Raw genomic sequence first — 17,541 nt, forward strand, 5'->3', positions numbered from 1 at the left:
CCCTTGGACGCGATCGCGACGTACGTCCCGTCCTTCTCCACCCGCATGACCGGGTTCTTGCGGAGCTTTGCCGGACTTGGCGCCGACGCTGGTGATCACCACGATCGGGTCGCCGGTGTCGCGCAGGGTGTTGGCGCGCTGGCCACCGGAGGCCTCGTACTCCGCGACCTGGTCGCGGACCCACTGCTGGCTGCTCGGCTCGTACTCACCGGAAAGGGTCATGCCCCCACAAGACCACGCGCGGCGCGGCTATTCCAGTGCCGCGTCGACGGCCCGCTCGATCGCGGCCTTGGTCCGCGCGCCCGTCATCTGCAGGATCGGTGCCCCGTCGCGGAACAGGATCATCGTCGGCACGCCCATGACACGGTGCGCGGCGGACTGGACGGGATGGGCGTCCTGGTCCATCTTCACCACCCGCAGCGAGCCCGCGCGCTCGTCGGCGATCCGCTCCAGGACCGGCCCGACCTGGCGGCACGGCCCGCACCACGTGGCCCACCACTCGACCAGCACGGGTACGTCGGAGGCCAGCACCTCCGCCTCGAAGTCGGCGTCGGTGATCTCCTGCAGGGTCATCTCTTCTCCTCGGGTCGGTAGGCTCTCGGCGTCGTCCAGCAGCCCGGACAGGCTCACCGCGCAGCCGGCTCAGGCTCCTCGATCCGGCGGTCGATCTCGGCGATGCGCAGCCGGTAGGCGTCCAGCGAGGACGGGCACACGTCGGCCCGGTCGTTGCCGGCGCGCAGGCACTCCACGAACGGCACGGTCTCCTCGGCGGTGAGTCCGAGACTCAGCAGCGCCCGGATCTCGCGGACCACGAGCACGTCGGCGTCGTCGTACTCCCGGTAGCCGTTGGCCGCCCGGTCCGGGGCGATCAGCCCGCGCGACTCGTAGTAGCGCACCGCCTTCACGCTGACGCCGGCCCGCTGGGCGAGGTCCTTGATGAGCACGCTCCGACCGTAGACCTTGCCCCCGGGGTCAAGGTCAAGCCCGAGCCTCCCCGAGCCGCTAGCGTTCGGTCCATGAGTGCGATCGAGGGCGTGAGCGAGACGTTCGACGCGAGTCAGTGGGACGTCGTCCCCGGCTTCGAGGACCTGACCGACCTGACCTACCACCGTGCCAAGGCGCACGGCACGGTCCGGATCGCCTTCGACCGCCCCGACGTCCTCAACGCCTTCCGCCCGCACACCGTGGACGAGTCTGCTGCGCACCCTGGAGCACGCGCGCCAGTCCGCCGACGTCGGCTGCGTGCTCCTGACCGGCAACGGCCCGAGCGCCAAGAACGGCAAGTGGTCCTTCTGCACCGGCGGCGACCAGCGGATCCGCGGCCGTGCCGGCTACCAGTACGAGGACAAGGAGATCGGCTCCGGCGACACCGGTGCCGAGGAGCCCAGCGTCATCGACAAGGCGAGGCTCGCCCGGCTGCACATCCTGGAGTGCCAGCGGCTGATCCGCTTCATGCCGAAGGTCGTCATCTGCGTCGTCCCCGGCTGGGCCGCCGGCGGCGGCCACAGCCTCTTCGTCACCTGCGACCTCGCCCTCGCCTCCAAGGAGCAGGCCCGCTTCAAGCAGACCGACGCCGACGTGGGCTCCTTCGACGGCGGCTACGGCTCGGCGTACCTCGCCCGCCAGGTCGGCCAGAAGTTCGCCCGCGAGATCTTCTTCCTCGGCCAGGAGTACGACGCCGACGACGCCGTCCGGATGGGCGCCGCCAACCGCGCCGTACCGCACGCCGAGCCTGGAGGCCACCGCCCTGGAGTGGGGCCGCCTCATCAACGGCAAGAGCCCCACCGCCCAGCGGATGCTCAAGTACTCCTTCAACCTCCTCGACGACGGCCTGGTCGGCCAGCAGACTCTTCGCCGGCGAGACCACCCGCCTGGCGTACATGACCGACGAGGCGCAGGAGGGCCGCGACCAGTTCCTGGAGAAGCGCGAGCCGGACTGGTCGCCGTACCCCTGGTACTACTGATCAGGCCTGGCCGCAGCCACGAGATGGTCTGGAGGTCAGCCGACCTTCCGGCTGTCCTTGAGCCCCTCAGCCCCGCCTGGTAGCACTGGAAGCCCGGTCCCACGGCCCTGGAGGTCCCATGCCGCGCACCATCGCCACGAACACCCAGGTCGGCCTCGACGAGGCTCCTCGACTTCGTCCGCCCCCGTCACCGCTTCCTGCTCGTCACCCGTCGCGCCGACGGCTCGCCGCAGGCCTCACCGGTGACCGGTGGGGTGGACGACAGCGGCCGGCTGGTGATCGCGACGTACCCCGAGCGTGCGAAGACCCGCAACGCGCGGGCCGACGAGCGGGTGAGCGTCGTGGTGGTCTCGGACGAGTGGAACGGTCCGTGGGTGCAGGTGGACGGGACGTGCGAGGTGCTGGACGTGCCCGAGGCCCTGGACGGGCTCGTGGAGTACTTCCGCAACATCTCGGGCGAGCACTCCGACTGGGACGAGTACCGCCAGGCGATGCTCGACCAGGGCAAGTCGCTGCTCCGGATCACCCCGACCCGGTGGAGCCCGGTCGCGACGGGTGGCTTCCCGGCGCGACTGGGCGACGGCTGAGCGGGAGGCTCAGAGCCGGACGATGAGGCGGGCGGCGCGGGAGCGCACCCCCGTGGCGGTACGACGCGCGCGCGGGCCTCGCGGAAGCGGAGCAGGCTCGTCGTCGGTGGGGGTCCGGCCGAAGAGCCGGATGTAGTGGTGGACGGTGGCCCGGTCCTCGTCGCGCGGGGCCGGGGCTGCTTCCTGAGTCATGGTGACTCTCCTGAGAGTGGTGCGCGGTCTCCGCGCAGCCGGACCCCGCCGATTCTGGACGAGGTGAAGGGGCGGTACCCAGCGATCTCCCGCGCATACCGCGGACATCGGCAGCGGTGCGGCTCAGCCCTGGTCGAGCACCTTCGCGCACTGCCCGCCGTGTGCGCGCCGGAGCCTGCTGACCGAGCGGGCCGGCGTCGAAGGAGCACTCGCCGCCGATCATCGACACCTCCAGGCTCTCGCCGACCATCAGGTCGTACGACGCCGTGCGCGCTCCACCGAGCAGAGCGAGTCGCCGCTCGACCTGCGCCGCCGCGGCCTCGGGCGTCGTACCGGCGGGCAGGGTGAGGCTGGTCGCCCCGTCGTCGCCCAGCCAGACGCCCGCGCCCCGCGGGAGCCCGGCGCGCAACCGGCCGAAGAGGATCAGCCTGCTCGGCGTGGGGGAGACCGCCGCCGGCCACGAGCGTCCAGGCTGCCCTCGGGTGTGGCCTGGACGGTCCAGTCGGCGTGGGGGATCGTGCCGAAGCGCCGGTCCAGCGCGGGCAGTGCGGCGAGCAGCGCGTCCGGTCCGGGGGCGGTGGTGACGGTGAACCGGGTGCGCACGTGGGGTGCCCGGGCGACGTCCTGGGTCTCGAGGTCCACGCGTACGTTCTCGGCCTCCAGCACCGGGACGGCCTGCTCGGCGGCGGCCTTCACCGCGGCCGTGTCGGCGTCCGGCTCGAAGTCTGCGCAGGTGGACGACGTCACCGCGCCAGGTGACGTCGAGGTCGCCCTCCTCGCCGTGGTGGACGCCCGAGAAGGCGTCGTAGGTCGTGGTGACGACGGCGACGACCGCGGACGCGTCGGCGTCCTGGGCCAGGGCGACCGTCAGCTGGAGCTTGCCGGAGTCGAGGGTGACCGGCTCGGTGTAGTCGAGCCTCGCCGAGTCTCACCCCGGGCAGCGTGGCCAGCCGGTCGCGCAGGTCGTCGGCCTCGCCGGCGTGGCTGGCGCCCGCGCACGCGGCCAGCAGGGGGAGGGCGGTGCACGTCAACGAGGCGAGCAGGAGGGGGGTCTTCACGCCTCGACGGTCCCAGCCGAGCAGGAGGTGGCGCGTGAGTCGTCGTACTCAACGAGTTTTCTGCAAGGTCCGGCCGCGTCGCTGCTCCTACCCGTGAGCCCGGCGACCGACCGGCGCCGACCTTCTCACCACCGAGGACACCGCCATGACCACCACCTCCCCCCGTCTGACCCGCGTCTCCCAGGCTCGCCCTCGCCGGTGCGGCCGCCTTCGCCGGGCTCACCATCACCGCCAGCGCGGCCTCCGCGGGCCCCGTCTGCGGCGACAGCCCGAACCTGGTCTTCGCCAAGCCCGGCGTCACGACGTACGGCACCGCCTGCGCCGACGAGATCATCGGGACCTCCGGCAACGACACGATCTACGGCCTCGGCGGCGACGACGAGGTGATGTCCGGCACCGGCGCCGACACGGTGTACGGCGGCTCCGGGGACGACGAGATCTACACCGGCAGTGGCATGGACCAGGTCCTCGGCGAGGCGGGCGACGACTTCGTCATGGGCGGCACCGAGAACGACCTGGTCAACGGGGGCGCGGGCGACGACGTCCTGCGCGGCGAGGAGGGCAACGACACCCTGATCAGCCTACGCCGGCCCGAACGTGCCCGACGGCTCGGACGAGGCTCTACGGCGGCGACGGCAACGACTACCTCAACGGCTACGAGGGCATCGACTGGGTCGAGGGCCAGGCCGGCGACGACAGCCTGGAGTCGCACGAGGTGGCGCCGGCCTACGACCACCTCGTCGGCGGCCAGGGCAAGGACCGGTTCGCGGTGAAGGACGCCGTCGAGCACGACAGCGCCCACCGTGACGACGTCGACGTGGACAACTTCGACGTCGCGGTCACCAACAAGAACGCGGCCGACACCTTCCACTGATCCCGCTCAGGCCGGTTGACGGGCCTCCACCTCCACGGGGTGGGGGCCTGTCGCCGTGCCGGGTGCCCGCACCAGCCGGAAGGAGGTGTGCCGGCGCAGGCTCGAAGCCGAGGCCGAGGTAGACCGAGATCGCGCCGGTGTTGGTCGCGGCGGCGTGCATCAGCGCGCGTTCGCCGCGGGCGTGGATGCCGGCGGCGACGGCCAGGACCAGCCGGCTGGCAAGACCCCGGCCGCGGAAGTCCGCGTCCGTGCACACCGCGCTGATCTCGGTCCAGCCCTGCGGGTGCACCCGCTCGCCGGCCATGGCGACCAGGCGCCCCTCGTGGCGGATGCCGAGGTAGGTGCCCATCCGCGGCGTACCGCTCAGGAAGGGGCCGGGCTGGTTGCGCGCGACGAGGGCGAGCATCTCGGCGACCACCGCCGGGTCGGTGCCGTCGAGCACCTCGGCCGCGGGGTCGGGGCGGGCCGCGACGGCGGGGGTCTCGACCAGCCTGCACGCCCGTGCCGCCGGCGACGAGCGTCCAGCCGTCGGGAGGAGGTACGTCGTCGCCGCTGATCGTCGCCTCGCCGCCGGGGCCGGTGAGCGCAGCGAGATCGGCCCAGGCCTGCGGGTCGCGCTGGTCGGCGAGGGCGTGGAAGACCGAGACGTCGCGGCGGTAGCGCCGGGCCAGACCGCTGCCCTCGGCCAGTCCGGCATGCGGACCGGTCAGCGAGTGCCATGCTGGATTGTCGAGAATCTCGACTAATTCACTAGTCATAGGTCAATATTGCCCCACCAACCGAGAGGACCGCCATGAGCAGCATCCCCGTGGTCGTGCCGGCCACCAAGACGCCGACGTCCGACGTGGTGCGCAGCGAGACTCGCGACCAAGCGAGTGCTGCCCCGCCCGCACCTGGTGCGGTGGGTCGCCACGATCGTGATCGCCCTCCTCCTCGCCTCCCTGGTGCTCGACATCGCAGGCAACGCGAACTACCAGTGGCAGGACTTCGGGGGCTACTTCACTCGGCCCGTCATCCTCGACGGCCTGCGGCTGACCCTCCAGGCTGACGCTGTACGCCGCCGTGCTGGGCTTCGTCCTCGGCACCGTGCTCGCCCTCGCCCGGCTCTCGCGCAACCCGCTCTTCAACGGCCTGGCCTGGCTCTACATCTGGTTCTTCCGGTCCCTGCCGCTGCCGGTGCTGTTCATCATCGTCTACAACCTGTCGCAGTTCTTCCCGACGCTCGCGCTCAAGATCCCCTTCCTGCCGGCGTTGTTCAGCACCGAGACGCCCCTGCTGCTGGCGCCGCTGGTGGCGGGTGTCGTCGGGCTGACGATCAACGAGGCGGCGTACGCCGCGGAGCCTGATCCGCGGCGGCATCCTCTCCGTCGACCCGGGTCAGGTCGAGGCCGCCAACGCGCTCGGTCTCTCGCCGCTGCGCCGGCTGCGCCGGGTGGTCCTGCCGCAGGCGCTGCGCTCGATCGTCCCCGGCTACGTCAACCAGGCTGATCGGGCTGGTGAAGATGAAGCTCGCTGGTCTACTTCGTCTCCCTGCAGGACCTCTTCGGCGCGGTCAACATCGTGAAGTCGCGGCTCCCCGGCGACATCATCCCGATCCTGCTGGCCGGCTCGGCGTGGTACCTCGTCATCGCGGCGGTGCTCTCGGTCGTGCAGTTCTACGTCGAGCGCTTCTTCGCCCGCGGTGCCGTCCGCACCCTGCCGCCGACGCCCTTCCAGCGGCTGCGCGGCACGCTCGCCGGGCTGCGCCTGCGGCTGACGGAGGCACGGGCATGAGCGCCCCCGCCGTCGAGATCCGCAACGCCCACAAGGCCTTCGCCGGCACCGAGGTGATCAGGGGGATCGACCTGACCCTGCCGGCGGGCGGCGTGACCGTGATCCTGGGCCCCTCGGGCTCCGGCAAGTCCACGCTGCTGCGCGCGATCAACCACCTCGAGCCCCTGGACCTGGGGTACGTCGCGGTGCACGGCCGGCTCGTCGGGGTGCGCGAGCACCGGGGGCGGCTCCAGGAGCCTGCCGGCCAAGGCGATCCGCGAGCAGCGCACCGGGATCGGCTTCGTGGCGCAGAGCCTTCCACCTCTTCCCGAACCTGACCGCCGAGGAGAACGTCGCCGAGCCGCTCCTCGCCCACAAGCGGGCCACCCCCTCGCAGGCCCGGGCGCGGGCCCGCGAGTCTGCTCGACCAGGTCGGTCTCGGCGACCGGGGCAAGGCCTACCCGCGCCAGGCTCTCCGGTGGCCAGCAGCAGCGGGTCGCGATCGCCCGCGCGCTCGCCCTCGAGCCGGGCCTGCTGCTCTTCGACGAGCCCACCTCTGCGCTCGACCCCGAGTCTGGTCGGCGAGGTGCTGGCCGTGATCAAGGCGCTCGCCGAGAGTGGCACCACCCTCGTCATCGTCTCCCACGAGATCGGCTTCGCCCGCGAGGTCGCCGACCACGTCGTCTTCATCGACGGCGGCGTCGTCGTCGAGCAGGGCCCACCGGAGACGGTGATCGACCACCCGCGGCACGCCCGCACCCGCGAGTTCCTCGGGAAGGTCCTCTGACCCGCAGGCTCCCTCCGCAGCACCCCGCCGGCGGTCCCGCCGGTGGTCCCACGATGCTCGACCTAGGAGAACCATGTCTGCCACCCGTCCGCTCCGCCGACCCCTCGGCCGCGCCCTGCTCGCCGCCTCCGTCGCCGCCCTGCTCGCCTCGACGCTGACCGGCTGCGGCAGCGACGCCGAGGCGTCGGGCGACGCCGAGGGCCAGGTGACGATCGCGAACACCGCGACCAGCCTTCGAGAAGACCACCCTCGACGTACCCGTCCAGAAGGACATCCGGGCGAAGGCTCCCGAAGGCGGTCCTCGACAAGGGCAAAGCCTGGTCATCGGGGTCGGCGCCCTGCCCGACGGCTTCCCGCCGCTGGCCTTCGTCGGTGACGACGACAAGACCATCACCGGCGCCGAGCCGGACCTCGGCCGTCTCGTCGCCGCCGTCCTCGGCCTCGAGCCCGAGGTCGTCAACGCCACCTGGGACAACCTCTTCGTCGGCATCGACAGCGGCGCCACCGATGTCGGCTTCTCCAACATCACCGACACCGAGAAGCGCAAGGAGACCTACGACTTCGCGGGCTACCGCAAGGACAACGTCGCCTTCGCGGTCAAGAAGGACAGCACCCTGGACTTCAAGGGCGACCCGGCCGTCCTCGAGGGGCTCACCATCGCGGTGAGCGCAGGCACCAACCAGGAGAAGATCCTCGTCGAGTTCAGTGACGCGCTGAAGAAGGCGGGCAAGAAGGGCATCGACATCAAGTACTTCGCCGACAGCGAACTCGCAGTGGACGGCGCTGGACTCCGGCCAGATCGACGCCTACTTCGGCCCGAACCCGAGCATCGCCTACCAGGAGTCGCAGACGGGCGACAAGTACCGCACCGCGGGCACCTACTCCGGCGCCGGGTCCTCCCTGCAGGGCCTCATCGCAGCGACCACCAAGAAGGGCTCGGGGCTGGTGGAGGCGGTGGCCGCGGCACTGAACTACCTCATCGACAACGGTCAGTACGCGAAGTGGCTCGCGACGTACAACCTCTCCAACGAGGCGGTCGAGAAGTCCGAGATCAACCCGCCGGGGCTGCCGCTCGACAACCAGTGACCGGGGCGTCGCGTCTCGCGCCCGCCCTCCGGGTGACTGCCGTCACCCGGAGGGCGAGTAGCCTCCGGACGTGCCTCAGATCGTCGTCCTGACCGGTGCCGGCATCTCCGCGGAGAGCGGGGTGCCCACCTTCCGCGACGCGGACGGGCTCTGGGAGGGCCACCGGGTCGAGGACGTCGCGACGCCCGAGGGCTTCGAGCGGGACCGCGCCACCGTCCAGCGCTTCTACGACGAGCGCCGGGCCGCCCTCGCGAACGTCGAGCCGAACCCGGCCCACCGCGCGCTCGCCGAGCCTGGAGGAGACGATGGGGGACGCCCTGCTCGTCGTCACCCAGAACATCGACGACCTCCACGAGCGGGCCGGCTCGCGCAACGTGATCCACATGCACGGCGAGCCTGCGCAAGGCGCTGTGCCGCTCCTGCGGCGTGGCCTCGCCGTGGGAGGGCACGCTGCTCGACGAGCCGGCCTGCCCGGGCTGCGGCGTGCACGACCTCCGCCCCGACGTGGTGTGGTTCGGCGAGGTGCCCTACGAGATGGACCGGATCGTCGACGCGCTCTCGGAGGCCACCCAGTTCGTCTCCATCGGTACGTCGGGTGCGGTCTACCCGGCCGCCGGCTTCGTCCAGCACGCCCGCCGTCACGGCGCGCGCACCCTGGAGCCTGAACCTCGAGCCGAGCGAGGGCACGCACTTCTTCCACGAGGCCCGGCAGGGCCGTGCCGGCGACCTGGTGCCCGTGTGGGCGCGCGAGGTGCTCTGGGCCTGAGCACGTCTTTTCAGGATGTGCCGGGTTACTGTGACGCCATGTTCTCGGCCCGCACCCTCGCCCTCGTCCCCCTCGTCCTGCTCGGACTCACCGCTTGCGGAGACGGCGAGGACGCCGCCGACACCGGATCGGGCGCTGAGCCGAAGGCCTACGCCGACACCTCCGTCAAGCAGATCGGCAAGGACGTCGAGGCGGCGATGAAGGACCTGACGTCGGTCCACCTCAAGGGCAGGATCGTCGACGACGGCGAGGCCATCGTCATGGACGTCTCGATCAGCACCAGCGGTGACTGTGTCGGCAGCATGAAGATCCCGGGGACGGGCTCGTTCCGGCTGATCGCCGTCGACGGGGTCTCCTACTTCAAGGCCGACGAGGCGTTCTGGCGCAGCCAGGCCGGTGGGGACGCGGACGCCGCGATGAAGCCTGATCGGCGACCGGTGGGCCACCGACTCCTCCGACACCGAGGGCTTCGCCGAGGCTCTGCGACCTCGACGGCCTCCTGGGCGAGCCTGAAGTCCGACGACGTCAGCGGCAAGGGATCCAAGGTCACCGGCACCAAGAAGGTCGCAGGCAAGGACGCGGTGGGCGTCTCGTTCACGTCCGACGACGGCAACCCCGGCGTGGCGTGGGTGGCGTCAAGCGACCCCCACTACTTCCTGCGCTGGGACGTGAAGAAGGAAGGCGCCGTCACGCTCAGCCAGTTCGACGTGCCGGTCAACGCGAAGAGGCCGGCCGCCTCCGACACCGTCGACCTGGCCAAGGCTCGGCGGCTAGTCCCGCGCCAGGCTCCGCGTCCAGGATCCCGGTGATCCGGGTCCGGTCGTCGTCGAGCCCGAGCGGCGCCAGCCAGTCGAGCAGGGTGGCCCGGAAGAGCCTGCCCGGAGGCGATCACCCGCGGGTCGCAGTGCCCGGTGGACTCCAGGGTGACCACGCCGTAGAGCGCGGACCAGGCGCGCATGTAGACCCACAGCAGGCCGCGCTCCTCGGCCGGGACGTGGTCGGCCTTGGCGGGGATGAGCGGCTCCAGGACGGCCTCCCGGATGACCGGGTCGAGGCTCGTCCAGGCGCGGGTAGGGGAACCGGGTCTGCTCCCAGATCTCCCAGAGCAGGTCCGTGAAGTAGTGCCCGGACGTGGAGACGGTGAGCAGGCTCGCGGCGGTGCGTGTCGCCCTCCGCGATCGGGTTGGCGAAGACCGGGGCGAACTCGCGGGGCTTGGCGAGCGCCCACTGCCGGAAGCGCACGCAGGCGACGGTGAGCCGCGCGGCCGGGTCGTCGGCCGGGAAGCGCTCGGCCGCCGCGCGCCACTCGGCGGTGGCGGCCTTGTCGAGTCTCGAAGGCGACCAGGTCGACGAGTTCGCTGGTAGGCTCTCGACGTACCGGTAGAGCGCGGGGGCGGTCATCCCCATCCGCCCGGCGACCGCGCGCAGCGACAGGTCCGCGCCCTCGGCGAGCAGGCTGTGCGGAGACCGCCACGATCTCGTCGTACGTCGCCTCCCGCTGGCGTTCGCGACGGGTGGCGGGTGCGGGGAGGTGGGGCACGTGACTCCTACGAGAGGTCCGAGATGGCTTGACGTGAGGAGTTTACACCGTTTACGGTTTACAGTGTTAACGAAACTGATGGTGCTTCACGGACAGGCAGGGGACACGCCGATGATCGAGCGATGGGGCGCTCTCGTCGTACGACGGGCGATCGTGGTGCTGCTGGTGGGCCTCGGCATCACCGCCGCGGCAGCGATCGCCGGGATCGGGCTCGAGGACAAGGCTCGACGCGGGTGGCTTCGACGACCCGAGCAGCCAGTCGGCGCGCGAGCCTGACCCAGGAGCGTGCCACCTTCGGCAACCGCTCGGTGGACACGATCGTGATCTTCTCCAGCCCGACGGCGCAGGCGAGCGACCCGGCCTTCCGGGCCGAGGTCGAGCGCACCCTCGCTTCGGTGCCGCGCGGCACCGTCGCCGCCGCCCAGACCTGGTACGACGCCCAGGACCCCGCCATGGTCAGCAAGGACGGTCACGCGACGGCGGTGTACGTCTCCCTGGTCGGCACCAGCCAGGACGACTTCGGCGACGCCTTCGAGCGGATGGAGCCGGTCGTCGCGGAGAGCAGCCTGGCCACCGACTTCGCCGGCCCCTACGCGGTCTACGTCGACGTCAACAAGGAGACCAAGGCCGACCTGCTGCGCGCCGAGTCTGGTCTCGATGCCGATCGTGCTGCTGCTCTCGCTCCTCATCTTCCGCAGCGTGGTCGCCGCGCTGATGCCCGTCCTGGTCGGGCTCGCGGCCGTGGTCGGCGCCCGGGCGACGGTGGCCGGGCTCAACGAGCCTGGTCCACGTCTCGATCTTCGCGCCCAACATCATCACCCTGCTCGGGCTGGGCCTGGCGATCGACTACGCGCTCTTCGTGGTCTCCCGCTTCCGCGAGGAGATTGCCCGCACGCCGGACGACACGGGCGCCGCGCTGGTGCGCACGATGGCGACGGCCGGGCGCACGGTCGCCTTCTCGGCGCTCACCGTCGCCGCGGCGATGAGACTCGCTTCTGGTGTTCCCGCAGACCTTCCTCAAGTCGATCGGGTACGGCGGCATCGCGGCCGTGCTGATCGCGATGGTGGCCGCCCTGACGGTCCTCCCGGCGGCGCTGGCGCTGCTCGGCACCCGCATCGACGCCCTGCGGATCCCCTTCCTGCAGCGGGCGCCGCGGACCGAGGACGACCACGGCGGCTGGGCCCGGCTGGCCCGCGCCGTGATGCGCCGCCCGGTGCTCGTCGCGGTCGGTGTCGTCGCCGTCCTGCTCGTCGTCGCCTCGCCGTTCCTCGGGGTCAAGTGGGGCAGTGTGGACTACCGGGTCCTGCCCGCGGACACCCCGTCGCACCAGGCTTCGGAACGCCTCAACACCGAGTTCGGTGCCGAGCGCTCGACGGCGAACGTGCTCGTCGAGGGTGCCGACCGCGCCGGGCTGGACGCCTACGTCGCCGCGCTGTCCGCGGTGCCGGGCGTGGTCGACGTCCGGCCCGTGGCGACCGACGGCGACACCACCCTGCTCCGTGCGGCCTGGCGGGGCAACAGCCAGAGCGAGGCCTCGCAGCAGGTGGTCCGGGACCTGCGCACGGTCGACGCGCCGGCCGGCGCCGATGCGCTGGTCGGCGGGCTCACCGCGAGCACCGTCGACCTCGCGACCTCGGTGGGCGACCACCTGCCGTTGATGGGGCTGATCGTCGTCGGCGTCATGCTCGTGCTGCTCTTCCTCGCGTTCGGCTCGTTGGTGCTGCCGCTCAAGGCGGTGCTGATGAACGCCTTCTCCATCACCGCCTCCTTCGGCGTGGTCACCTGGATCTTCAGCGACGGCCATCTCGCCGGCCTGCTCGGCTTCACGCCGCAGGGCTTCCTCGACATGACCAACCCGATCGTCATGCTGGCCGTGCTCTTCGGGTTGTCCATGGACTACGAGGTCTTCCTGCTCTCCCGGGTCCGCGAGCAGTGGGACGCCACCGGCAGCAACGACCTCGCAGTGCAGGCCGGCGTGCAGAAGACCGGCCGGATCATCACCAGTGCGGCCCTGCTGCTCGCCGTCGTGATCGGTGCCTTCAGCCTCAGCGGCGTGGTGTTCATGAAGATGATGGGCATCGGCATGCTGGTGGCGATCCTGGTCGACGCGACCGTCGTACGCGCGCTGCTGGTGCCGGCCACGATGAAGCCTGCTCGGCCGGTGGAACTGGTGGGCTCCGGCGCCGCTCGCGCGGTGGTGGGAGCGGCACGGCTTCCGCGAGGAGCCGGCGGGATCTCCGATTCCCCGCACGGGAGCGGATCGCGTGGACATACTGGTCCCGTGATCAAGGTCGGCGCGATCGACGACCACCCGGTGGTTCTCGCCGGGGTGGGGGCGGCGCTCGCCCAATCCGCTCCGGACCTGCGCCTGGTCGCGATCGCCGACACCGTGGACGCGCTGCTCGCCAAGGCGCCCGACGGGCTCGACGTCGTGCTGCTCGACCTGCACATGCCGGGCCAGCCGCACCCCGAGGAGACCGTCGGCCGGCTGAGCAAAGCTCGGGATCGTGGTGCTGCTGTTCACCGCCGAGGAGAAGCCCGTCCCGGTACGACGCGCGATCGCCGCCGGCGCCGCCGGGCTGGTCCTCAAGGTCGACCCGGTCGAGCGGATCGCGCAGTCGATCCGCGACGCCGCCGCCGGCGAGCTCGCCTGCTCGGGCCAGGCTCGCCGCCGCTCTGCTCACCGACGCCTCCCTGGGCACCCGGCTCTCGGAGCGGCAGATCGAGATCCTGCAGGCGGTCAGCACCGGCCTGCCGTACCGGCTCGTCGCGCGCCAGGCTCGGCATCAGCGAGGTCACCGTGCGTGAGCACCTCTCCCGCGCCGCCCGTGCCTACCGCGACGGGGGCGTCGACATCGGCAACGTGCACGGACTGATCAGTCGCGCACGCGCCGACGGTCACCTCGACGAATGAGGGTCGCGAGGTCGGGCGGACCACTGAGCACCGCGACCTCGGGATCGGCGTCCACGCGCCAGGCCACCGGCAGCAGCCGGGGCAGCCGCTCGGCCAGGCTCCGGCCCGGGCCCCGGCACGGCGACGACGGTCACCTCCTCCGGGTTGCCCGACACCGTCACCCGGGTCGCCCCGGTCCGGCCCGCGGTGGCGAGCGCCGCCGCGAGCGTCCGGGTCGCCGGGGGCAGGTCGGTGATGATGGTCTCCACGTGGACGCCGGCACGGCGCAGCGCGTCGATCTCGGTGCGCAGCGCCTCGTGGCCGGGCCCCGGCAGGTAGAGGCAGTCCCGCACCGCCTGGGCCAGCAGCGCAGGCGGCGGCTCGGCCGGGGCGTCGGGCGCGCCCACCGTCCGCAGCGCCACCACGACCGGACGCAGGATCGGGCCCAGTGCGGCGCTCAGCGCGGCGGCGTGGGCGGTGACCTCGGGCCGAGCGGGCTCGGTCAGCACCCGCCCCGCGTGGCGGCACACGGCGACCGCGACCGCCACCGCCGCGGCGTCGGCCAGTGGAAGGGCCAGCAGGTCCGCCCGGCCCTGCGCGAGGAGCACGGCCCCGGCCGGCGCCAGCAGCAGGACGAGCATCCGGCCCGACACCACCCAGGCGACCGCGAGCGCCGGCAGGGCCGCGAACGCCGCCGCCCAGACCTCCGTCGTCCCGCCCACGACCACCGCTGGTACGACGGCCACCGGCACCAGCAGGGCGGGGTGCAGCGCGCCGCGGCTCATCGCGGTCCCCACGACCAGCACGAGGGCGACGAGCAGCGCGGCGCCCGCCCACGCCCACGGCTCCTGCGGGGTCTCGCGGCCGAGAAGCAGCCCCGAGGCGGCGTAGGCCGCCGCGAGGATCGCGCCCACCTGGCGGGCCACCCGGCCCGGGTCGCCGACCGCGGCCCGCACGAGCCGGTCGAGGTCGGGGCTGACGCCGAGCAGCCGGGAGACGAGCCGGGCCCGCCAGGCCAGCTCCACGACGGTCCCGCCGCCGGGCGCACCCGTCACCCGGGCAGTGCCCCCGATCGACTCGAGCCGGCCGAGGATCGCGACCCGGATGCCGACGCCCTGGGCGCCCGACAGTCCGCTCCCGCTGTCCTCGATCCGGACCCGCAGGGCCGTGGGGCGTCGTACGACGGTGACGGTGGCCTGCCGCTGACCGCTGTGCCGGGCGACGTTGCGCAGCGCCTCACCCGCCGCGCCGAGCATCGCCTCCCGCACGGTCTCGGGCAGGTGCGTGCGCGGGCCGCGGGTGAGGATCCGGGCGTCGAGCCTCTCCCGGGCCGCGGCGGCACGGATCGCGGTCACCAGGTCCGCGGCGTCCTCGCCGTGCGCCGGCCCGGTGAGCCGGGTGAGTGCGGCGGTCGCGGCCGCGTGGGTGTCGGGGGAGTCGGGGATGCTGCCGACGGCGAGCAGGGTCGGCACGAGGTCGTCGTGGAGGAAGGCGGTCGTCTCCACCTCGGCGACGGACAGGTGCGCGCGGTGCACCTCGCGATGACTGTCCAGGGTGGCGTCGGCGCGGGCCGCCGCCCGGCGCATCCGGGTGACCAGGACGAGCGCCGCCAGCCCGGTGCCACCGGCGAGGACCGCCTCCGCGACGCCGGGCGTGCCGGTCTGGCTCCAGCGCAGGACGGCGTAGGCCGCTGTCACCGAGACGACGGCGAGCACCGGGCGCGGCCGGCGCGCGGCGAGGACGAGGAGCAGCGGCGCCGCGAGCAGGAGGACCGGCCGCTCGGCGCCGGGCATGGTCGTCCCGGCGCCGGCGGCGGCGACGCCGAGGAGCACGTCGAGACCGCTCGTGCCGCGCCCCAGGCAGCGCAGTCCGGCCGTGGCCAGGCAGAGCACCACGACCACCGCCGACAGCAGGGTCACCTCGTCGAGGTCCGCCGGCGGGCCGAGCCGGAGGACGAAGAGCGCCGCGCCGAGGAGCAGGGCCAGGCCGAGCGCGAGGTGGAGAACGCGCTCCACGGTGGCGCCGAACGCGCGCGCGACCGGACGACGAGGCCCCATTCGTCGCACCCTAGGCGGATTCGGCCGCGCGCGGGGCGTGTCCTCCATTTCGGGGGATTCCCCCCGGTCACGCGCGGCCGGACAATTGCGCTGGGCCCTCCGTGGGGGAAGTGGTCCTTCGCGAGAGGTGCGCTGCGTCCGCCGCACGCCGGATCGACGGTCGGCTGACCGGGGACGGTCTGGGGGGCCTCGCCCCGGCGTCCGGGCGCGGCGCACCTCGTCCCCGGCGTACCGCTTCCGGTAGACAGGGACCGTGTCTCCTCCCCCACCCCCAGCCGGCGACCCCGCGCCCGGGTCGCGCATCGGGCGGTTCCGGCTGCTCGACCAGGCTCGGCCAGGGCGGCATGGGCGTGGTCTACCGCGCCCTGGAGGAGAACCTCGGCCGCGAGGTCGCGCTCAAGGTGATCGCGCCGCTGTGGGCGCACGACCCGGACTTCCGGGCCCGCTTCACCCGTGAGGCGCGCGCCCAGGCCTCGCTGGAGTCCGCGCACGTGGTGGCGGTCTACGCCCACGGCGAGGAGGACGGTCACCTCTACCTCGCCAGCCAGCCTGGTCCCCGGCGGAGACCTCCGGCAGGCTGATCCGCGCGGACGGCACGCCGAGCCTGGTCCGGGCGCTGGAGATCATCGAGCAGGTCGCGGCCGGCCTCGCCGACGCGCACTCGGCCGGGCTGGTGCACCGCGACATCAAGCCCGCCAACGTCCTGGTCCGCCGGCCCGGCCCGGTGCGGGCCTACCTCGCCGACTTCGGCATCGCCCGGCGGATGGACGCCGCGGCCAGCCGGACGACGACCACGGCCGGCACGCCGTCGTACATGGCCCCGGAGCCTGCACGCGGGCACGATGGCCGGCCCGGCGACCGACATCTACGCGCTCGGCTGCGTGCTGTGGGTCGCGCTGACCGGCACCCAGCCCTACCCGCGCCCGGCGGACCACCTCGTCATCGCCGCGCACGAGAGCGAGCCGGTGCCGCAGGCTGCCCGGCGAGAGCGCGATGGTGCAGGCGACGAACCGGATCCTGCGCACCGCGATGGCCAAGGACCCCGCTGAGCGCTACCGCTCGGCCGGGGAGATGCGCGGCGACCTGCAGGCCGCCCTCCGGCTCTCCGCGCTCGAGCGGCCCACGCCCGCCCCGACCCCGCGGCCGGCACCGCCCGCGGCCCCGGCACCGCCCGCGGCCCCGGCGCCCCTCGTGACGGTTCCGGCCCGGCGTCGTACCGGACGGTGGGTGGCGGTGGGCAGCGCGGCCGTCCTCGCCCTGGCCGGCGGCATCGGCGTGGCCCTGGGGACCAGTGGCAGCAGCGACCCGGAGCCGGACGCGTTCGCGCGCCTGTCCCCGAAGGAGGTGCTGCAGGCCTCCGACAAGGACATGGCGGTCGTGGAGACCGCGCGGATCCGCGGGCAGTTCGCGGACAGCGACGGCGACACCCTCACCGTGGACGTCACCGCCACCACCCGCGGCGACTGCACGGGCAGCATGAAGTCGGCATCCTCCGGCGGCACCGCGGAGATCCTGCGCGTGGACGACCAGGTCTACCTGCGCGCGGACCGGGCGTACTGGAACGCCACCGGCAAGGACAGCACGACCGACATCATCCTCGCCGTGCTCGGCGACAAGTGGGTCCTGGAGAACGACCTGCGCGACAGCACCGAGGGCTTCTGCGACCTCGACGAGTTCCTCGAGCGCGACGGCCGGGAGAACGCCGAGGCCAGGCGGATCGGCACCGGCCGGGTCGACGGCGAGGAGACGGTCCGGATCGAGCAGAGCGAGGGCGGCCAGCGCGAGGTGGTCGACGTACGCTCCGCCGCGCCGCACTACCTGATGCGGATCGAGGAGAGCGACGTCGACCACTTCGAGTTCTCGGACTTCGACGAGGAGGTCGCGATCGAGAAGCCCGCGGACGGACAGGTCTTCCCGCTGCGGAAGTACCTCGACACGATCCAGAAGGGCCTCGGCGCCCTGCCCGGCTCCTAGGCCCGGCTCC

Annotated in this window: 23 protein-coding genes and 5 pseudogenes; 20 read left to right on the plus strand and 8 right to left on the minus strand. The window is 72.8% G+C overall.

Going from position 1 to position 17,541, the window contains the following annotated elements; translation table 11 throughout:
• Window positions 1–249 precede the first annotated feature (249 nt).
• Both G5V59_RS25435 and G5V59_RS25440 read right to left on the minus strand, forming a co-directional pair.
• Complete coding sequence (locus G5V59_RS25435) at window positions 250–630, minus strand: thioredoxin domain-containing protein (protein WP_278258355.1); 381 nt, start codon at window positions 628–630, stop codon at window positions 250–252.
• A complete protein-coding gene (locus G5V59_RS25440; RefSeq protein ID WP_278258356.1) occupies window positions 627–944 on the minus strand; it encodes a MerR family transcriptional regulator in 318 nt (105 codons plus the stop codon). The genes G5V59_RS25435 and G5V59_RS25440 overlap by 4 nt, the downstream gene beginning before the upstream one ends.
• A gap of 72 nt (window positions 945–1,016) precedes the next feature.
• Between G5V59_RS25440 and G5V59_RS25445 the strand changes: the two are divergent.
• Together G5V59_RS25445 and G5V59_RS25450 are read left to right on the plus strand one after the other, a co-directional pair.
• Window positions 1,017–1,964: pseudogene (locus G5V59_RS25445) on the plus strand (1,4-dihydroxy-2-naphthoyl-CoA synthase).
• Window positions 1,965–2,161: 197 nt separating this feature from the next.
• The gene (locus G5V59_RS25450) at window positions 2,162–2,551 is read left to right on the plus strand and encodes a PPOX class F420-dependent oxidoreductase (RefSeq protein ID WP_278260049.1); all 390 of its coding nucleotides are present in this window, start codon (window positions 2,162–2,164) and stop codon (window positions 2,549–2,551) included.
• A 9-nt stretch (window positions 2,552–2,560) separates the two neighbouring features.
• Here G5V59_RS25450 and G5V59_RS25455 read toward each other — a convergent pair whose 3' ends face one another.
• Complete coding sequence (locus G5V59_RS25455) at window positions 2,561–2,743, minus strand: hypothetical protein (protein ID WP_278258357.1); 183 nt, start codon at window positions 2,741–2,743, stop codon at window positions 2,561–2,563.
• A gap of 63 nt (window positions 2,744–2,806) precedes the next feature.
• On the opposite strand from G5V59_RS25455, the gene G5V59_RS25460 reads away from it, so the two are divergent.
• Window positions 2,807–3,091 (plus strand): hypothetical protein, encoded by a 285-nt coding sequence (locus tag G5V59_RS25460; RefSeq protein WP_278258358.1) that lies wholly within the window; start codon window positions 2,807–2,809, stop codon window positions 3,089–3,091.
• 75 nt (window positions 3,092–3,166) lie between these two features.
• Here G5V59_RS25460 and G5V59_RS25465 read toward each other — a convergent pair whose 3' ends face one another.
• Together G5V59_RS25465 and G5V59_RS25470 are read right to left on the minus strand one after the other, a co-directional pair.
• Complete coding sequence (locus G5V59_RS25465; protein WP_278258359.1) at window positions 3,167–3,490, minus strand: hypothetical protein; 324 nt, start codon at window positions 3,488–3,490, stop codon at window positions 3,167–3,169.
• Entirely contained in the window at window positions 3,487–3,801 is a 315-nt protein-coding gene (locus tag G5V59_RS25470; RefSeq protein ID WP_278258360.1) for a hypothetical protein, read from the minus strand. The genes G5V59_RS25465 and G5V59_RS25470 overlap by 4 nt, the downstream gene beginning before the upstream one ends.
• Window positions 3,802–3,946: 145 nt before the next feature.
• Between G5V59_RS25470 and G5V59_RS25475 the strand changes: the two genes are divergently transcribed.
• Window positions 3,947–4,675, plus strand: coding sequence for a calcium-binding protein (locus G5V59_RS25475; RefSeq protein ID WP_278258361.1), 729 nt, complete (start codon window positions 3,947–3,949; stop codon window positions 4,673–4,675).
• On the opposite strand, the gene G5V59_RS25480 is transcribed toward G5V59_RS25475, so the two are convergent.
• A complete protein-coding gene (locus G5V59_RS25480) occupies window positions 4,641–5,372 on the minus strand; it encodes a GNAT family N-acetyltransferase (RefSeq protein ID WP_278258362.1) in 732 nt (243 codons plus the stop codon). The genes G5V59_RS25475 and G5V59_RS25480 overlap by 35 nt on opposite strands.
• A 96-nt stretch (window positions 5,373–5,468) precedes the next feature.
• Here G5V59_RS25480 and G5V59_RS25485 point away from each other — a divergent pair, with 96 nt between their 5' ends.
• From G5V59_RS25485 to G5V59_RS25525, 9 genes and pseudogenes are all read left to right on the plus strand, one after another.
• Complete coding sequence (locus tag G5V59_RS25485; protein ID WP_278258363.1) at window positions 5,469–5,723, plus strand: hypothetical protein; 255 nt, start codon at window positions 5,469–5,471, stop codon at window positions 5,721–5,723.
• Window positions 5,724–5,737: 14 nt separating this feature from the next.
• A complete protein-coding gene (locus tag G5V59_RS25490) occupies window positions 5,738–6,163 on the plus strand; it encodes a hypothetical protein (protein WP_278258364.1) in 426 nt (141 codons plus the stop codon).
• A gap of 281 nt (window positions 6,164–6,444) precedes the next feature.
• Window positions 6,445–7,214, plus strand: a pseudogene (locus tag G5V59_RS25495) (amino acid ABC transporter ATP-binding protein).
• A gap of 73 nt (window positions 7,215–7,287) precedes the next feature.
• A complete protein-coding gene (locus G5V59_RS25500) occupies window positions 7,288–7,590 on the plus strand; it encodes a hypothetical protein (protein ID WP_278258365.1) in 303 nt (100 codons plus the stop codon).
• Window positions 7,591–7,603: 13 nt separating this feature from the next.
• Window positions 7,604–7,909: pseudogene (locus tag G5V59_RS25505) on the plus strand (transporter substrate-binding domain-containing protein); the annotation flags it as partial.
• 103 nt (window positions 7,910–8,012) lie between these two features.
• On the plus strand, window positions 8,013–8,300 hold the full coding sequence (locus tag G5V59_RS25510) for a hypothetical protein (RefSeq protein ID WP_278260050.1): 288 nt from the start codon (window positions 8,013–8,015) through the stop codon (window positions 8,298–8,300).
• Window positions 8,301–8,421: 121 nt separating this feature from the next.
• Window positions 8,422–8,532 (plus strand): annotated as a pseudogene (locus tag G5V59_RS25515) (NAD-dependent protein deacylase); the annotation flags it as partial.
• Between the two features lie 194 nt (window positions 8,533–8,726).
• Window positions 8,727–8,849: pseudogene (locus G5V59_RS25520) on the plus strand (NAD-dependent protein deacylase); the annotation flags it as partial.
• A gap of 255 nt (window positions 8,850–9,104) precedes the next feature.
• Window positions 9,105–9,875, plus strand: a complete 771-nt coding sequence (locus G5V59_RS25525) for a hypothetical protein (RefSeq protein WP_278260348.1) — start codon at window positions 9,105–9,107, stop codon at window positions 9,873–9,875.
• 79 nt (window positions 9,876–9,954) lie between these two features.
• Here the strand turns inward: G5V59_RS25525 and G5V59_RS25530 are convergent, their stop codons facing one another.
• Window positions 9,955–10,473, minus strand: a complete 519-nt coding sequence (locus G5V59_RS25530; RefSeq protein WP_278260349.1) for a hypothetical protein — start codon at window positions 10,471–10,473, stop codon at window positions 9,955–9,957.
• Window positions 10,474–10,717: 244 nt separating this feature from the next.
• On the opposite strand from G5V59_RS25530, the gene G5V59_RS25535 reads away from it, so the two are divergent.
• The 3 genes from G5V59_RS25535 to G5V59_RS25545 are packed head-to-tail and all read left to right on the plus strand — an operon-like array spanning window position 10,718 to window position 13,521.
• The gene (locus G5V59_RS25535; RefSeq protein WP_278258366.1) at window positions 10,718–10,882 is read left to right on the plus strand and encodes a hypothetical protein; all 165 of its coding nucleotides are present in this window, start codon (window positions 10,718–10,720) and stop codon (window positions 10,880–10,882) included.
• Window positions 10,840–11,592, plus strand: a complete 753-nt coding sequence (locus G5V59_RS25540) for an MMPL family transporter (RefSeq protein ID WP_278258367.1) — start codon at window positions 10,840–10,842, stop codon at window positions 11,590–11,592. Before G5V59_RS25535 ends, G5V59_RS25540 begins: the two co-directional genes overlap by 43 nt.
• Window positions 11,593–11,604: 12 nt before the next feature.
• Complete coding sequence (locus G5V59_RS25545; RefSeq protein ID WP_278258368.1) at window positions 11,605–13,521, plus strand: MMPL family transporter; 1,917 nt, start codon at window positions 11,605–11,607, stop codon at window positions 13,519–13,521.
• On the opposite strand, the gene G5V59_RS25550 is transcribed toward G5V59_RS25545, so the two are convergent.
• Window positions 13,506–15,515 carry a hypothetical protein gene (locus G5V59_RS25550; RefSeq protein ID WP_278258369.1) on the minus strand — a complete coding sequence of 670 codons (2,010 nt, stop codon included), beginning with the start codon at window positions 15,513–15,515 and terminating at the stop codon, window positions 13,506–13,508. The genes G5V59_RS25545 and G5V59_RS25550 overlap by 16 nt on opposite strands.
• A gap of 295 nt (window positions 15,516–15,810) precedes the next feature.
• Between G5V59_RS25550 and G5V59_RS25555 the strand changes: the two genes are divergently transcribed.
• The 4 genes from G5V59_RS25555 to G5V59_RS25570 are packed head-to-tail and all read left to right on the plus strand — an operon-like array spanning window position 15,811 to window position 17,531.
• Complete coding sequence (locus tag G5V59_RS25555; RefSeq protein WP_278258370.1) at window positions 15,811–16,014, plus strand: hypothetical protein; 204 nt, start codon at window positions 15,811–15,813, stop codon at window positions 16,012–16,014.
• Complete coding sequence (locus G5V59_RS25560) at window positions 16,011–16,457, plus strand: hypothetical protein (protein WP_278258371.1); 447 nt, start codon at window positions 16,011–16,013, stop codon at window positions 16,455–16,457. Before G5V59_RS25555 ends, G5V59_RS25560 begins: the two co-directional genes overlap by 4 nt.
• Window positions 16,400–16,606 carry a hypothetical protein gene (locus tag G5V59_RS25565; protein WP_278258372.1) on the plus strand — a complete coding sequence of 69 codons (207 nt, stop codon included), beginning with the start codon at window positions 16,400–16,402 and terminating at the stop codon, window positions 16,604–16,606. The genes G5V59_RS25560 and G5V59_RS25565 overlap by 58 nt, the downstream gene beginning before the upstream one ends.
• On the plus strand, window positions 16,551–17,531 hold the full coding sequence (locus tag G5V59_RS25570) for a hypothetical protein (protein WP_278258373.1): 981 nt from the start codon (window positions 16,551–16,553) through the stop codon (window positions 17,529–17,531). Before G5V59_RS25565 ends, G5V59_RS25570 begins: the two co-directional genes overlap by 56 nt.
• Window positions 17,532–17,541 lie beyond the last annotated feature (10 nt).

It is taken from the genome of Nocardioides convexus, assembly GCF_011090295.1.

Excerpts from the sequence above, each read along its gene's own strand:
- G5V59_RS25535 (WP_278258366.1), top strand. The coding sequence starts at position 10,718 with ATGATCGAGCGATGGGGCGCTCTCGTCGTACGACGGGCGATCGTGGTG.
- G5V59_RS25530 (WP_278260349.1), bottom strand. The coding sequence starts at position 10,473 with ATGGGGATGACCGCCCCCGCGCTCTACCGGTACGTCGAGAGCCTACCA.
- G5V59_RS25475 (WP_278258361.1), top strand. The coding sequence starts at position 3,947 with ATGACCACCACCTCCCCCCGTCTGACCCGCGTCTCCCAGGCTCGCCCT.
- G5V59_RS25500 (WP_278258365.1), top strand. The coding sequence starts at position 7,288 with ATGTCTGCCACCCGTCCGCTCCGCCGACCCCTCGGCCGCGCCCTGCTC.
- G5V59_RS25455 (WP_278258357.1), bottom strand. The coding sequence starts at position 2,743 with ATGACTCAGGAAGCAGCCCCGGCCCCGCGCGACGAGGACCGGGCCACC.
- G5V59_RS25570 (WP_278258373.1), top strand. The coding sequence starts at position 16,551 with ATGGTGCAGGCGACGAACCGGATCCTGCGCACCGCGATGGCCAAGGAC.
- G5V59_RS25485 (WP_278258363.1), top strand. The coding sequence starts at position 5,469 with ATGAGCAGCATCCCCGTGGTCGTGCCGGCCACCAAGACGCCGACGTCC.
- G5V59_RS25565 (WP_278258372.1), top strand. The coding sequence starts at position 16,400 with ATGGCCGGCCCGGCGACCGACATCTACGCGCTCGGCTGCGTGCTGTGG.
- G5V59_RS25525 (WP_278260348.1), top strand. The coding sequence starts at position 9,105 with ATGTTCTCGGCCCGCACCCTCGCCCTCGTCCCCCTCGTCCTGCTCGGA.
- G5V59_RS25480 (WP_278258362.1), bottom strand. The coding sequence starts at position 5,372 with ATGCCGGACTGGCCGAGGGCAGCGGTCTGGCCCGGCGCTACCGCCGCG.